Annotated in this window: 14 protein-coding genes and 1 pseudogene; 6 read left to right on the forward strand and 9 right to left on the reverse strand. The window is 34.3% G+C overall.

Annotation, left to right across the window (positions count from 1 at the left end):
- Positions 1–69: 69 nt before the first annotated feature.
- The 9 genes from GNE05_RS11235 to GNE05_RS11275 form a co-directional block, all read right to left on the reverse strand.
- Positions 70–396 (reverse strand): hypothetical protein, encoded by a 327-nt coding sequence (locus GNE05_RS11235; protein WP_021493578.1) that lies wholly within the window; start codon positions 394–396, stop codon positions 70–72.
- A gap of 30 nt (positions 397–426) precedes the next feature.
- A complete protein-coding gene (locus GNE05_RS11240; protein ID WP_021493579.1) occupies positions 427–792 on the reverse strand; it encodes a beta barrel domain-containing protein in 366 nt (121 codons plus the stop codon).
- Between the two features lie 404 nt (positions 793–1,196).
- Entirely contained in the window at positions 1,197–2,798 is a 1,602-nt protein-coding gene (locus GNE05_RS11245) for a DUF4942 domain-containing protein (protein WP_160182804.1), read from the reverse strand.
- Between the two features lie 51 nt (positions 2,799–2,849).
- Positions 2,850–4,721 (reverse strand): LPD29 domain-containing protein, encoded by a 1,872-nt coding sequence (locus tag GNE05_RS11250; RefSeq protein WP_201741783.1) that lies wholly within the window; start codon positions 4,719–4,721, stop codon positions 2,850–2,852.
- Positions 4,722–5,027: 306 nt separating this feature from the next.
- Positions 5,028–6,245: a hypothetical protein gene (locus tag GNE05_RS11255; protein WP_077722264.1), complete on the reverse strand. Its 1,218-nt coding sequence runs from the start codon at positions 6,243–6,245 to the stop codon at positions 5,028–5,030.
- Positions 6,246–6,265: 20 nt separating this feature from the next.
- Positions 6,266–7,114, reverse strand: coding sequence for a GIY-YIG nuclease family protein (locus GNE05_RS11260; protein WP_160182806.1), 849 nt, complete (start codon positions 7,112–7,114; stop codon positions 6,266–6,268).
- 487 nt (positions 7,115–7,601) lie between these two features.
- Entirely contained in the window at positions 7,602–7,781 is a 180-nt protein-coding gene (gene yonT / locus GNE05_RS11265; protein ID WP_038458712.1) for a type I TA system toxin YonT, read from the reverse strand.
- 987 nt (positions 7,782–8,768) lie between these two features.
- Positions 8,769–9,881, reverse strand: coding sequence for an FtsZ/tubulin family protein (locus GNE05_RS11270; RefSeq protein ID WP_160182807.1), 1,113 nt, complete (start codon positions 9,879–9,881; stop codon positions 8,769–8,771).
- Entirely contained in the window at positions 9,881–10,165 is a 285-nt protein-coding gene (locus GNE05_RS11275) for a hypothetical protein (RefSeq protein ID WP_021493592.1), read from the reverse strand. The genes GNE05_RS11270 and GNE05_RS11275 overlap by 1 nt, the downstream gene beginning before the upstream one ends.
- 178 nt (positions 10,166–10,343) lie before the next feature.
- Between GNE05_RS11275 and GNE05_RS11280 the strand changes: the two genes are divergently transcribed.
- The 6 genes and pseudogenes from GNE05_RS11280 (at position 10,344) to GNE05_RS11305 (ending at position 15,903) form a co-directional block, all read left to right on the forward strand.
- The gene (locus GNE05_RS11280) at positions 10,344–10,580 is read left to right on the forward strand and encodes a helix-turn-helix domain-containing protein (protein ID WP_021493593.1); all 237 of its coding nucleotides are present in this window, start codon (positions 10,344–10,346) and stop codon (positions 10,578–10,580) included.
- A 119-nt stretch (positions 10,581–10,699) separates the two neighbouring features.
- Positions 10,700–10,879 carry a hypothetical protein gene (locus tag GNE05_RS11285; protein WP_014417885.1) on the forward strand — a complete coding sequence of 60 codons (180 nt, stop codon included), beginning with the start codon at positions 10,700–10,702 and terminating at the stop codon, positions 10,877–10,879.
- A gap of 40 nt (positions 10,880–10,919) precedes the next feature.
- Positions 10,920–13,439 (forward strand): hypothetical protein, encoded by a 2,520-nt coding sequence (locus tag GNE05_RS11290; protein ID WP_160182808.1) that lies wholly within the window; start codon positions 10,920–10,922, stop codon positions 13,437–13,439.
- A 252-nt stretch (positions 13,440–13,691) separates the two neighbouring features.
- Entirely contained in the window at positions 13,692–13,967 is a 276-nt protein-coding gene (locus GNE05_RS11295) for an HU family DNA-binding protein (RefSeq protein ID WP_077722257.1), read from the forward strand.
- Positions 13,968–14,539: 572 nt separating this feature from the next.
- Positions 14,540–14,651: pseudogene (locus GNE05_RS11300) on the forward strand (hypothetical protein); the annotation flags it as partial.
- A 1,042-nt stretch (positions 14,652–15,693) separates the two neighbouring features.
- A complete protein-coding gene (locus GNE05_RS11305) occupies positions 15,694–15,903 on the forward strand; it encodes a YonK family protein (RefSeq protein WP_160182809.1) in 210 nt (69 codons plus the stop codon).
- Positions 15,904–15,909 lie beyond the last annotated feature (6 nt).

Raw genomic sequence — 15,909 nt, forward strand, 5'->3', positions numbered from 1 at the left:
TTTATACCCACACTCTTCACACTTGATCAGTAGCTCATCCATTGTTCATCTCTCCTTAGTCTCAGTTGCCTAACTAATTAATGGCTTAATTTCTTTTACATATTCAAAAAACTGCTGTTGACCTTCAAGAATGCCAAACAATTCATGCCTACCAGTAAAGACCCATTGAGGTGACTCCCCATTTGTCTGTATCTCTACAGTAAAGCTTACTCCTTTTGTATTAATCTCTTCATCTTCCTCGAGTTCATAATGATGTTCAATTAATCTTTTCAATGTTTGACTGTCTTTTATTTCCTTAGAATAAAATGTCAACCCCTGATCTTCATATTCCTTTAGTTTAAAGCCGTTGTCCAGTAAGAATTGAAGAATGTTTTCATTTAATTTTGATTTTGTCATGCTTTATTCTCCCCTCTTTAAAACTGTGTTTTATTCAGATATGATTGCATGTATCCTTCTTAATTGATCTAACGTTAAATCAACCGATGACCATCTATCAAAGACTGAGCGTATATTGAAAATTAACTTTTTCTTCTCTTCCTTATCAATAATATCTTGTTTGGACAAATAAAGTTCCCAGTCAGGACTATATTCTGTCACTTCTGTCATATCCTCTAAAGAAAATTTGAACATGCGTCTTATTTCTGTCTCTCCCGTATTTCCAACATAGAAATATTTCCTTCCTTTTTTTAACACAACTTTCTCTAGAATATCTTTTCTTCCATATCGTGCGGCATTATTGATTGGTTTAAGATATACTGTTGAACCAACCTTTATTAATTGACTTTTATCCAAATCAATTCTCTCCATTCTATTTCAAATTGTTGTTTTATTCAGATGTCATAGCATAACTTGTTGAGACGCTTTAAGATACACTTTCTTTTTATTCTGTCTTTTTTAGACAGAAGAGAAAGGTTTCTTTCTCCAATGGTTGTAATTCTGTTAAGAAAAATCATTTCCTTTTCTGATACAATACCTTCGTTTAATGCCTTATTTTCAATCTCGCTTATATTGTAATAGTTGATTCCGTACTGTTCATTCATCTTAATTACTCCATTCTGTTTAAAATATGCATTTTATTTTATTTTTATCCTTGAAATATGTATGCTCCGCTGTTGTTTTAACTTGATTTAAGTATAGCATAACCATTTTAAATAATCAATACTAATTTTATTTTTATTCTAAAAGTGCGTATTTTATTATGATGTAAGCATGAGAAGCTTCAATGTATCCAGGATATAATAAGAAGCGTTCTTTACCGTTTCACTGTAAGATTGCGCACCCTCAAAATCATTAATTACGTCTTTTTCTTCTGCCGTCATATCCTGATATTTTACCTTGCCATACGAAGGAGGAAGCCAGTTTTTCTTTTGGCTGCCAAAGATATTAAATTTCTTTAGAATTTCCATATCTTTGAACTCGATGTGACATGTCCCTTTTTTATAAAAAGTTACATAGAAGTACTTTAACTCTATTTTTTTCGTCTCCCCATAATGCTCAGCTAAATTTAAAGTTTCAACAATATTTATGTCTTCTGTCAATCCATTGTCAAGATAATTGAAAACTTTTTCGATATCTTTCAACTTTTCTAAGACCTTATAGTCTGTTGGATTATACCGACCATCTAGCCAGCTATACACGTTCAATGGAATAATTATTTTTTTATTAATTTTATATGATTTATTTGTTTTCCACCCATTATATAAGTGCACATTTTTTGATGATTCATCATAGTAATGCTTGTGGCTAAATTCTTCAAAAAGGTTAAGTATTGTATCTTCTACGCCCTGCGTCATCTCTTTACTCATCTGAATTCTTAATGTATAGATATTGAACAAAGAAAAATCATAATCTTTTAATTCCTCAACGTGCTGCAAATACTTTTGTTTCAGATTGCTTGTGAAGAGCCCCATAAATTGATCATTGTTAAATAACGTATTCCAATACTTCGCCCTAATTTGTTTTATATATGCATTCTCTATGTCATTTTCTTCGGTATTCTTATCAATTTGCAGCTTCAATATTGGAGTACTGTCATCATTGAAACTATGCAGCATTAAGGGTTTCAAACTGTTGTATTCATTGATTAATTTTAAACCCGCTTTGATTTCATAATTGAATTGTTCTACAATCCCTTTTATAAAGTCTGCATTCACCAACTGTGTTGCTTTATAATCCTCATTAATTCTATGAAACTCATCTTTTTTCAATTCTTCTATTAGAACGCTGTTATATTCTTGCATTTCAATGCATATGTATATTAGTGCCGTTTCAACTTCTGTGCTTCGCTCTGAACCCTGGAAACCGTTATGAATGTATTCGACTTCTGCATTTATTTCTTCTAGTTTACGTATGAGAAATTTTCTGTCATTTGAATACGGATTTTTTAATGTTTCGGCGTTCAATAAGCAAACAATCTGGCCGGATCTTTGTTGCTTTTCAATTAATTCAATCGCCTTTAATAAATGTTTAACACCACTACTAAAAGGTGGATTCATAAAAATCAAATCATACTTCTTGTAAGTGTTAAACGTCATAAAATCATCTGCAATCACTCTGTAATCTTTGCCTCTAAGTATGTGTCGTAAGTTTTCATCTTGTTCAATTGTATCAATGTCATATTTCGAATTCCTTCTATAGTTGCTGGTGTTTTTAAATTGATTGTGAATAGCTTCTACTAAATTCCCTTTGCCTGCTGAGGGCTCCAGAACGGAGTTAATGTACTTCCATTCTACTTTAGATGTCATTTTTCGGATTAACTGTGGTGGTGTCGGATAAAAATCCGGATTATCTTTAAACATTTTGAGCTCCCCTTTTTAGGGAATGAGATGTTTTCCCATCCCCTCATTAGTTTATAGATTAGGCTTATAAGTGTTGATTATTGGTTTGAAGCCTTTTTTATTTAAATAACCTAAAACCTCATCGAATTGTCTTTTGTCGCAAGAGTGGTACTTACTATGAATTATTTTCATTCCATCTGGTTTAACCTCTACATTATTCAATACTGTTTCGGGCAGCGAGTGCCACCCTTTGAACATCAATAATTCTGAATAGAAGTGACGAAAATATAATTTTCTTTTACTTTCAGGCCGGTATGTCAACTTGACTGCATTATCATATTGGGCATATTTAGTTGGCCGGTAACTGTCATATGTTATTCTTTCAGTAATTAAAGATCCAAGATCCGATATGTAAAACAGAGTATATTTTTCACCTTTTTCAAGATCAGCATTTTTAAATTGTTCTTGAATGCTGTCAACTTCATGGTGAATTCTGTATAAAGCAATTTTTAATTTTTCTGCATCTGCTTGTTGGATAACATTTTTACTCAAATTTAAATTATTTAATTTCAATTTTTCTTTAAGTGAAGTTTTATATTTGTCCCAGTCTTCATTATTCCAGGTTGCAAATATATTTAATTCTTCAATGACTGAGCTAGAAAGATCTTCTATTTTTCCCGCTTGATGTTTTAACTCCTGCAATTCTTCATCTTTTACCGCTTGTTTATGAGAAATCGACTTTTCAATTTTGGCATTATCCACTAAGCCAACATATCTCGCATAAGAATAGCCTTGAGCGTCTATAACAAACTGCAATTTCCCGCCGTAGTACACTCCTACGCCATATAAATTCCATTTGACTGTGTTCTTTTCTAGATCGTCCATATTGTAATAATCAATCATTGAGTTGATTCTGTTGTCCTCCGTAAAGCTTCCACCGGTTTCCGCAAGAAAATCAAAATCATTTAAAAGCATGTTAGAAAAGTTGTTTAAAGCTTCTTCAGTATTGAAATGCACTTCTTTTGTAATTTTTACATTTTCGAGAGTAAAATCTCCTTTGGTAACCTCATCTTTATATTGATCAAGTGTGCTATTCTTATTTAAGTTTGCGAACTGTGAATCAATAACAAAATACTGTTGTTCTTCGTTCAATTGTTTTACTACAATTCTGCTATAGATATTTTCAATTTGTTTCTTTTCTTCTTGTTGCTGTCTCTTATATTCAGCATTTTTGATTTCTTGTTCTTTAAAATATTCCTGAAGTTCTTTTTCTTTTCTCGCTTTCTCGGCTCTTTCGAATTCTTCCATCTTTGAATCAAACAGTGTCATATCTTCTTTAATTTCTTCTGTTTGTTCTGTCACTGTGTATTCCCAATCTAATGAAACACGACCATAGAAATTGTAACTACCTGCATAATCAGTGTATGGATCTGATGGGCTGTAGCAATGGCGATAATTGTTTAAAAGACTGTTGCAATAATCATAAATCGCAGTCAAATAAGCTGAGCCTTTTTCATAAGGACTTGATTTGATTTTGATGTTAATAGTGCTATGTAAATAGCTTCCCCCAGTAGTAACAGAGAATTTGCATTGTGGGAAACGTTGTCTTATATGCTTTCTTATTTCCTTTGCCATTTCTTTTACTTCTTGTTCCTTATTTACTTCTAATTCACTCCATTGTGTTGCATCCCACAGACTCATATTTACACCCTTAGCTTTCTTTTTGGTTTTTGTGATTGTTTTAGAAGATGAGATTTCTTGTTTAGTGACACCATTAGCGACCTGCATTGATTTTTCTGTCCGTTTGCTCCACCAACATTTTTTGAATCCAGAGTATCGAAAACCGTTTGATTTAAGATGAGTTAAAACCTCTTGTTCTGGTTTACTATCAAAATAAAGTTCAATCCCGTTTAACTCTTCGTTAATTCTTAAAACAGCTGTCATTTTCAACCTCTCCATTCTTTATAATAATTTTATTTTTATTCTAAATGTATGTAATCCTTTGACTTGATTTAATTTTAACATGATCACTTTAAATATTCAATAGTTATTTTATTTTTATTCTAAAAAAAGAAAAACATATTATCGAGGTTCAGCTTGCTGAAACGAGACGGCCGTAAAGGCACTTTCTTTACGGACGAATTTATTATTTTTTATTTAATTATTTTTCTGGTTCTCCTTAAGACTTAGGCTCTAAAACCCTTGATATGACTGGCTTATTTTTTAAGTTTAAGAGGTTTGTCCTCTTTATCAGGTATCGAGCCAGTTTGTAAGCAGCTTCCTCATTCTCAAAGAAGGTATGTACAAAGTTATTTCTTCTCCATCCCTAATAGCTGACCTCCATACCCATTGCACTAACTCAGACAATGCAAATGCGTCCTGGTCTATTGTAATACTGTACTTTTCTTTAAAATAATTATACAGAACAGTATTCGTATATCTGTTTATTGTATATGCTAAGTGTTTCTTATGCTTAAACTCATTTGTTGCACGTGCATTACATGAGACAAACCCCTTTGTATACCCATTACCCTTTATTCTGTTCTTATGGTCTGAATAAGTCGTCCACATAGCTTCATCACTTGACGACTTAACAATATTATTAAAGTAATTGAATACATTGTTCTTCACCTTTTTGATTGTGTAAGGTGATTTATTTTTATACCAATTAGAAGACAGTGAAAACTCCAGTTGTCCTATTGTGTTTAGATTACCTTCATATATTTTTATTTTGTTTCTTAACTCTTTCTTAAAGCTCCTTTCATAATCAGTACTGTGATCAATGAACCTATACTGCCCATCCATGTAAGCTGAAATGTACTTTTGATACTTAATGTTGTTCAGATCGTAGTAATACTTTTGTATTTGAGCATCAAACATATATGTAAGTATGTAAACCTCCTTGAATAACTGGAATACGTCGGCAGGAAAGTTCCAAATCAATATATTGTCTTTGAAATACATTAGGTTGTTATTTAAAGCCATATCTCGAATATCATCGTATCGTGTTTCATAGTCTTTTTTTTCTTCATTCCATTTGACAAAACCGTTTTCAACATAGATCAAATTGGAATCAAACAGTGTTGTTAGATCATGTTTCTTCACCTGTAATTGTTCCACTACTTCCATGACTTCATCTAATATCAGTGTGTAATTACCTGCAAGTATAAGTTCCTTTGTCTCGTCGTTTGCATTTTTAAAAAGGTTATGAGTTGCCACAATGTTTTTATTCTGTGATAAGAGTTCGTGAAAGGATTCAAACTTATATTGTGTTTTATCACCTTTCTTCTTTACTTTAGGTTCGAAAAATTGTTTGGACTTTATGCTTTTCTTTATGCGCTCAACTTCATTTAAATAAGGTGTGATGAATATAAAGGTTTCTTCTTTACTGGCAGAATTCATTTTGTTAATCGCTGCAGATGTTTTACCGCTCCCCATAACCGAATCAACTATTTTAATTTTATTCATAATATATACAGACTTCCCCCTTAAATATTATATATCCATTGTGAAAGCAGCTTTTCCATTCTCATCGAAGGAATGAACACTGTTAAAGGCTTATTGATATTGCCACAGTTTATTATCCATTTTAAAATCAAAGATAAAGCGTATGTATCTTCATCTAGAGATGACAACTCGTTATATTTCGCAATCAAAAACGAGTTTGGGAAACAATTGGCTGCAAAGCACAGATAACTTTTCTTTTCCTTTAGCTCTTGACCATTGAGAGGCACGAATCTTTTCTTGTTTCCTTTGAATTCTAATTGTCTCGCATATTGTGTGAATGTTGTCCAGCAACGCTCTTGACTAGTTGATTTTGTTTGATTATAAAAATAATTATTCATATTCAATTTTAATTGTTGCACAGCACCACCAGAGTTTTTATTGAACCAAGTTTTACTGTAGTCGTATCTGTTATTTCCGCTATGAAGCAACTTACCTTTCTTCTCGTGGATTATTAAGTTTTTCTTTAAGAGATGCAGAGTTCTCGCTGAAAGGTTTTTACAATAAAACACATCTTCTACGAAACTAGAAGGAGCTGAAATGCTCCGCATTGTAGTGGAGCTTAGAACATTATATAGACAGTCTGTGTCCTCTCCATCTAGCCACATCTGTTCTATTTTTAATAAATCCTTTTTCTTTTCTACATGCTCCAATATTTCGAATGTGAAATCATTTAAGCTATGTTTATCCCAATCTTTCTGAAGGAGATGAGAATGGTGAACTCCGTAATGTAGATCATTTATATGTTGTTCCCAACGTTTGAATACATTTATGCTACTTCCTATATATTTTTTTCCATTATGCTTATTTGTTATCTGATATATTCCTTTCATTTTAACTCCTTATAATTTCTTTTTAAAAAGGAACGATAAACAATATACCGCTCCTTCTTATGTCTTAAATTCAATTGTTAGTTCTCTCTTCAAGATCATTAAAGTATCCTTCCAGCCTGGAAAATGAAAATGAATCACATAGATGAAATTTCTCCAGGTTCATTTGTGTCAATCCATTTTTCTGTCCCACTCACCTCTATAGGCACCTTTAATTGTGATGTCAGTTAGATTTGTTTACCTTCTTTTGGCGTATACAAAGTAAGCGATCCATAATAAAATGATGATGATACACGTTACTATGAAGATACCTGTAATAAGCGACTGTGTTCCGCTGCTGAAGTAATCTTTGATGAAGAGGAACAATAAGAATAAAACAATAAATGTTATGTTCGTAAACCATAATGAGAATCGTTTCATATTTACAATGTGCTTGTCCATGTTATAATATGGGTAGTAACTAAAGGGGAACTTAATCCCCTTTAGAGGTTTATCGGCGTATACGTTTGCGTTGTCTCTTGCTACGGAGGCGCTTGCGTGTACGCTTTTTCTTTTTGCTTTTCTTATTCTTCATCAGGTTTTGAATCTTCTCAGCTATCGTTAAACAGTTGATGATTAAAACCGTGATAGGAATAAGGAAAGCAATTGTTATACCCACTTTCTCAAGCACTCTTTTCACCTCCTTTCCAATAACTCTATTATAACACATTTTTCCTACAAAGTCATTTTATTTTTACTCTTAAAACGGATTTTTTTAAATTATTTCGGACATTATTTATGGGTGTTTATAGGCTGTATAAGGCGTGTATGTGGATTGGGCACCCAATAATACTATGATTAATTTAAAATTGATTCTAGGTGTATTAGAATGCTTCTGATGGTTTGTTAGTGTGTTATGGGATGGATATATGATGATGTGTGGTGAAGGAAACGGATAGAGATGATTAGGCAAGATGAGGATATGTAATGGTGGATGTAATGAGATGAAGGTATATGATTAGAGTGAATATAAAATAGGTGTGTGGATTAGATGAAAATTGTATAGGAAAGATAACACTTCGATTCATTCCCCTTCGTTATACACACGATTATTTTTAATGAATGGGTATTCACTTTTAAATTGACCGCTTTATTATTTTTTCAAAAATAAATATTGTTTTTCATTTGAAATTGTGTTAGAAGTCTAAATTTATCAGACAAATCATAAAAACCCTACATAACGTATCTTATATAGGGAATTCAATACCAATATATAGGGGGTATATTAACATCTAAAGGCTAAAAAACAGGAACAAATGTACCCCTAGCACTTCCATTTCCACACCCAACTTATTTTTTCACTTTCCCATTTTTCAGCCTATTTTCACATCGTAATCGCTATCGTAAAAGCCTATAGTATCAATGTTTTTCTACCCCTCATTCTTCCCTTTTTCATCAAATTTTTAACTCAACGTCCACTTTTCCTCTCTCCTGTCTACGTTTTACGATCACAAAACACCTATTATCCCCTTTGACAGCTCTAAAACATTGCTATATCAACTAATTAACCCTTTCCGATCTTCATTCACGATACGCACTTTTTTAGCTCACGATCACTAAGGGGGGTCATAAAAAATCAAAATAAAAAGCCACCTTAGTAGGCAGCTTCCCTTTAAAATTAGCGCTTTAGTCTCTTCAGTGCCTCCATATACGAGGTCTTTTTCGATTCCTTGTTCTCTAGCTTCCTCGGCTTGAATAAATCCTTTCTACGGCGATTCTTCGCTTTATAAACAGTTGTTTCTTTAACTTCAGTGTTTCCATTTTCAATTAAATCATCTAACTGCTTCATCCGTTCATTGATCCAGGTTAACCCGCTAAGAATCGTTATCGCCCTATTACCTTTATCATAATGCCCCTTAAATAAGTCTAAAGGCATCTTGTTATCAAAGACATTAAACAGCTCATTATACGATATATGCTCCGTTAAGAACTCATGAACATCTAGGATAACTCCAGCTCTCATCACATTTGTAAACTCAACAGGAGTAAATATCGAATTGTTCCACGACTTCTGTATATCTTCATGCAGCTTATCAAAATACTTGCCCTCATTTGTAAATTCATTGAGGTTTGTTTGGGCAATAGTCATGATTCCTGGCGTATCAAAAAGCTGATTTAAATCCTTCCTGTCTAGTGTGCTGATCTTGGATCCTCTGTCCGTGTAATTAAGTAAGACTTCAATTAAATCCAGGAACAGCTTGTTTGTCTCCTTGTAAAGCCTACTCTCAGAGATGTTTCCTTCATGTTTACTCAAAACCATTTGATTATCCAAAGGTAAAACACATGTCTCTGGCATAGATAAGTCATCAAGTAACTCCAGTGAATTCATCTGGTTAACCAATACCTCATTGTTGTCAGGGAGGATTGGTACAGCAACTATTGTTTTATGAGTAAGACATTCGTTTAACAATTCTAATAATATAGGGGCTACCCCTGAACCGGTTCCACCAGCTGCAGAAAAAACTACGAAAATAACTTGTACTGAAGGCTTTTCCATTGTGTTCTTTATGAACTCAATAGAGGACTCCCAGTTATTTTTCATATGTTTCGCTGCTACGTTTCTGTCTTTACCTACTCCTTCTGTCCCTACCAGATGAAGCTTATCTTGAATATTGATTAATGAATTAAGGTCTGAAAGTGAATAATTTATTGCAACAGAATGAAATCCTCTCTTCATTGCTTCATCCGCTATACTTCCACCGGCCTGACCAACTCCAATAAATCCAAACATTAAACCCTCTCCCCTTCTAATTGATATCTCAAAGCTTCTTGACCATATTGAGTAATAAAAATTGTATGCTCTTTACTGTTTTTCACTATATTAATAAACTGCAAGGCCTCAAGACGATCAATGCTCTTTCTAAAAGTAGCATCAGTTAGTTGAGTTTTAGCTTGAATGGTTTTCTTCCTAATTGATTTAAACTTTAAATCAGCCCCTTCATCGCTCAATAAGCCTAGAATATACAGATCATTTCGAGTTAAGTTGTCAATGACAGAAGCAAAATAAGTATCCATGTGACCCCTCCTTAATATCTGATGATTTTGAAGTATCTTGGTTGATATACAATTATTATATTGCCTATTTGCATTTAAATGCAAATATTTTTGTATCTTAATGCAAATAATCATACTCTGCTTGTATGTAAACCGGTCATTTTATAAAATTTATTCAAACAGCAAAAGGATGATTTAAATGGAATATAGGGTTAAAAGTAAGTTGGATTCATTTCTAAACAGCAAAGGTATTGAAAAAGGCTGGTTAGCAGAGCAAATAAAAGCTGAAAGAGCAAGTATATCTAGATGGTGTAAAAATGACAGCGAGGGATTTGCAACCGTCCTCCCTAGTACATACAATCTTTTATTGATGGCACATATTCTAAATTGTAAAGTTGACGATCTTTTTGAATTAATCGAAATTAAATCCAATTAACTTTGGATTTTTATGTTTACAAGAGTAAAAATAAAATATATAATAAAGACACAACCACATGAAGTGGTCTTTATTTTAATTACTTTAAGAATAAAAATAAAATAGTATGGAGGTGTAAGATGAAAAAGCAGTATTTATTTAGTCATTTAATGGGATTTATTGAGGGAAAAGTAGTCGATGGGACAGCAACACCCGAAGAAGAATACCTTTATCAGGATTATAAATGGTACGGAAAGATTAATAAGCAAAGCTTTACATATCGAAGTTTAGTAAATCAATATCTTAATAGCGAATATTAAGCACTTTTAGAGTAAAAATAAAATAAATGGAGGGGATTGATTGAAAAGAAAAAAAGACGGATTGTCTAAGCAAGTTCACATATACAGCGTGGACACATCAGCATTTTATAATGACAAAGAAAATTCATTACATAATAAGATTTTGAAGTCTTATAGATACAGAGATTATCTTAAGACATTAGACAATGTAAATAATAAACATAAGAAATACATATCACAAAGAATTACATACCTTAAAGAATGCCTCTATTCCGCATTCGAAGAACATAATAACATAAGAACACTTCGAACTGACAGCTTAAGGGATAATAAAGTGATTTCTTTATTTGATTCAGTGTTGACCCGAACATTAGGGATTAAAGAAAACACCCTTTCAGAGGAAATCATGGTTGTCCAGACTTACCATTTTGAAGTATTGAAGGACATTATTGATCAGGGATTTTTACATAACAATGAAAAATACATTTATTTCACGAGCAGCGCCGGTCAAATTCGTACAAAGAAGTCATGTTTCATTAAAAAAAGCACCTACGATAAGTATCAGGATGCTTTGACATGCGGCTTAAGTATTGAAAAGATCAACTCCCTTGGTGGTAGTAGCATTAACAAATGGAATAGCTATATGGCCCTTTCTAACAGTGCCAGTAGCCCTTGGGAGATTGATATTGATAAAGCCATTGTTGTCAACGACTTAGAAACTGATGTGTCGAGTCTCGTTGACTACATTGATCGAGATACCTACGATATCACACGAAAAACAATGAACATTCCCATTGAACATACAGATGGCTGCGGAATGATACTCCCCACTCTAAGTCGTAAAAGCTTCATGGTAAGACTCCCATGGGTAAAGGGTTTATTAGTCCCTTTTGATTTTCGTAAATTTGCTGAGGAAAACAAAGCTTTTAAAGTAACTGATATATACGGCAAGGAATGGGACGTAGTGAAAGATGATGTTCAAATTATCTTCACTAAAAGCCAGTTTAAAATGTGGAAGTATTATTCATCGTGGGAAGAATATCAAGGCAATTATAAAAAATATGGATGCTTAGGGGCAAAACTCAACGAAGAAGACCCTTCTGTTGAAGGTAAGCTCACATATCAAATGCTCCAGACACTTACAGATATCTCAGATGAAGAATTAATTCAAATGAGCTCAAAGACTGTAAAAGAAATAACCACATTGGGAACTGACAAAGAAACCATGTTAAGAGTTCTTGGAGCTACGGAGAAAAAGAAACATCGGACAGCTCTTCAGGACGCTTTACTTCTATATCCAGAACTTCTTAACGATGATCACACGAAAGAAATTATTAAAAATAAAAAGAAAAGCATGATTAAAGATGCCAAATCAGGAAAATTGCTTGTGGATGGTGCTCGTTATACATACTTATGCCCTGATCTATATGCTTTCTGCGAAAAATTATTTCTGAATATCCAGAATCCAAAAGGACTGCTTTCAGGAAATGATGTCCATTGTTCTTTATATGATGAAGGGTATATTGACATCCTCCGCTCCCCTCACCTATTCAGAGAGCATGGTGTTAGGTGGAACAAAAAAGATGAGAAATATGAAAAGTGGTTCATTACCCCAGGTGTTTACACAAGCATTCATGATCCGATATCTAAGTTGCTACAGTTTGATAATGACGGGGATAAGGCCTTAATTATTTCTGATGAGTTAATCGTCAATATTGCCAAGCGTAATATGGAAAACATCGTTCCGTTGTATTATGAAATGTCTGTAGCCCAGAAACAAGAGATTAATAGCAGGAACGTATATGAAGCACTTACTCTTGCTTATGGGATCAATATCGGGGAATACAGCAACAACATCACTAAGATATGGAACAGCGACAATATAAATCTGGATGTGATCAAATGGTTATGCATGGAAAATAACTTTACTATTGATTTTGCAAAAACCTTATTCATGCCGACCCGTCCTGATCATGTTGATGAAAAAATTAAAGATTACATAAAAAATAAAGTGCCTCACTTCTTTATCAATGCAAAGGACAAAGAAGAACATAGTGTTGAGTTAATTAATGAAAGCACAGTAAATAAGTTAGACTCCATTATCCCTTCTGACCGAATTAATTTCGCAGCAGTGGCAGGAAAATTTGATTACCGCTTCCTGCTCAAGAACAGGGATATTAAATTGGACGATGCAATTATTCGTGAATACAAACGATTAGACCAGAACAAGAAATGGCTCATGAATGATGAGGACATTAAGCCTGGACAAAAACTTTATGTTTATAAGGTTATCAAAGACAGATTGTTGAAAATCCATAATGACGAGCAATATGTTGCTGATGTTTTAGCAAAGTACCTATATAAAAAGAAAAGCAAATTTAAATCAACATTATGGGAGTGCTTTGGTGAGATTCTATTAAATAACTTAGCAATAAACTTAAAGAACAGGAAGGTATGTTTAAGCTGCTTGAAACCTATAAGCAATAAAGGAAACAAGAAAAAATACTGTACAAAATGTTTAAATGAACGAGAAAAGATAAGAAAAAGAGAATGGAAGAGAAAACAACTGGTAGCGAAATAGAAAGTGCCCTGAGCCTTACTCCCCCAAGGGGTACAGCGATTTTACCGGAAAAAGTTTAACGAAAAAAGCGCCTTGAACCCTTGATATGACTGGTCTGAAAGCCCCTTTTGAGATAATCGCCATAAGGGAGAAAGAAAGCTAATTTCCACATATAAGGGTGAGTACGTCTCCCGTTTTTCAAAAGAAGCATAAACGTTACCGTAATTTTACTTTAACACAAAAATAAACAATATCACTAGGAGGAATTAAAACATGAACAAAACAGAATTTGTTGGAGAAGTTGCAGAAAAATTAGGAGTTACTAAGAAAGAAGCTGCACCTAAAGTGGAAGCAGTATTTAATGTCATCATTGAAGCACTAACAAAAGGTGAATCAATCAAGATTCCAGGAGTTGGAACGTTTGAAGTTCGTGAACGTGCAGCTCGTAAAGGGAGAAATCCGCAATCGGGTGAGGAAATTGATATTCCAGCTACAAAGGCACCTGCCTTCAAGGCTGCTAAAGCTCTAAAAGACGCAGTGAAAGCTTAATAAAATTTATTGAGGACGACAGGAAAGGCTTCCTGCACGCCTTTGTCACATAGAGCTTATGCTCCTAAAAGTGGCAGAGTTAGAAGTTATGGAGGAAATTGTCGACCTCCCCTCTTTTTTCATGTATTCATCTCCAGGTTTATTAATTAGAGTTCTTTTATTGATGGCATGGGGGTGTCGTCAATAATAAGCTGTTTACTGATATGTGGGATATCAGTTCTCCGCTAATATTCATTTGTTTGAGGTCTTGGATGCCAGGGTTTTGGATAAGTGGATATTAGCGGGGTATTGCCCCATCGTGGATTAAGCTTTTTCTAAACATTGCTATTCTCACTTTCATACGAACAAAAGCATTAAATTCGACTTTACAGCTACAACTGGTCATTGTGGTTGGTCGGATAATGGTCATTTATGAGGGTTCGAGGTTAACTCGGATGTCTGTATCTTAAAGAGACAAGAATGGCTATTATCGGGCTAAATATGCCGATAAGACTTAATGCATTAATGCAAATTGCGACTGAATCCCATCAGGGTCTTATTATGGGTGGCATATAACCTGAATATTAATTGCGGTGTATTGCTTCGGCTTGCACTTAGGTAAGGAAGATGCGTCTCCCTTCCCTTTAAATAATGTCCTTGTAAGCTTTGATGCTTATTATGCGGCCACATAAAAATTTTCCGGGTTAGCGAGGCTTTGTAATTACATACCCTCGTAAAATAAGTGAAATGGGTTTTGAGCGCTTGATCACCACTCCCATTTCACAGAAAAGGATTATTTTCGGTCTTGCCTTTTCAATTTCACTTTATTTCACTTATCTCCTTCAATGTTCTGAATGGAGCCTTACCTTCCCAATGCACATACCTCCTTACACGGGTCAGAGAAAACTGTGCAAAATAAATGGCGAGCGTTTGAGACGCTTTGTTTCTCAATAAGGCGTGTAACCTGACAAGAGAGACTGAAAATGCCATTGAGAAGGCTTATAATGGGTCTTTCCTTCTCAATATTTGTTTTTGAATTCATTAAACGAGAGTAGCCGTTTAATCCCGCGTGGGGGACATAAAAGATACCTCGATACGTCAAGCTTTGGGATTCCTTCTAAAGCCAGCTACTAATCAAGTGTTTCACTGCGAATTCAGAGGTTGTTCGGCGACTACTTAACCCATATTATGATTGAGTAGTTGGCAATAACGCAGGATTGATTTCCTTCATTCGCAGCCTATAAATGAATTAGCTCATCTGCCAGGTGTAGAAGGAGCCAGCTGGATTTCGCACAGCGATAACCAGCCTTTTATGCTCATGTACCATGATGTACAAGGAGTTTCTGAAGACGTTATTTGGCTTCTTTTGTTATTTTCGACTTACTTATAGTTTGTCGACTACAAAGGTTTCACATCAGCGTATTCCCTGTCGATCTGAAGGCTTGCGTCCCTACGTGGGCTACTGATGTAGGTGAAACGGGGTTAGAATGTAATCAGAACAAGGCCATCTAAATCGTTAGAAGGTCTTTTTGTGCTTGCGTTAGCCTACGGGCCGACCGGAATAGGCTTCCGAGCCTTCCGGTACGCAAGTTATCAATAATCTCCTTCGGGCGTTTCCCCAACGCCTATCCGACTTATCTTTTCATCTCCTTATATCCCCTTTTCGGACGTTACCGATGCTTCGGATCATCGGGCTTCCGAAGGAGCTTATTGAACGTAAATAAAACACATATTGGAGGAATTTAATTTGGCTAAAGGCAAGAAAGAGTATTCTTTTAAAAAATGTACTGTAAATGTTGATGAAGATCAAATTATTGAGCATAAAGGTGATGGCATACAAATTCACTCATTATCTAAGTATTTAAGAGAGATGGAAAGCAAAACGGAGCTAATTGATTTCACGTTAAAAAGTGACAGTGATGTTGTTCCCCAAGAAACTGAAGGACTTCCTGAGTAGGCGGTG

The organism is Bacillus sp. AM1(2019), from assembly GCF_009906915.1.
Lineage (GTDB): Bacteria > Bacillota > Bacilli > Bacillales > Bacillaceae > Bacillus > Bacillus velezensis.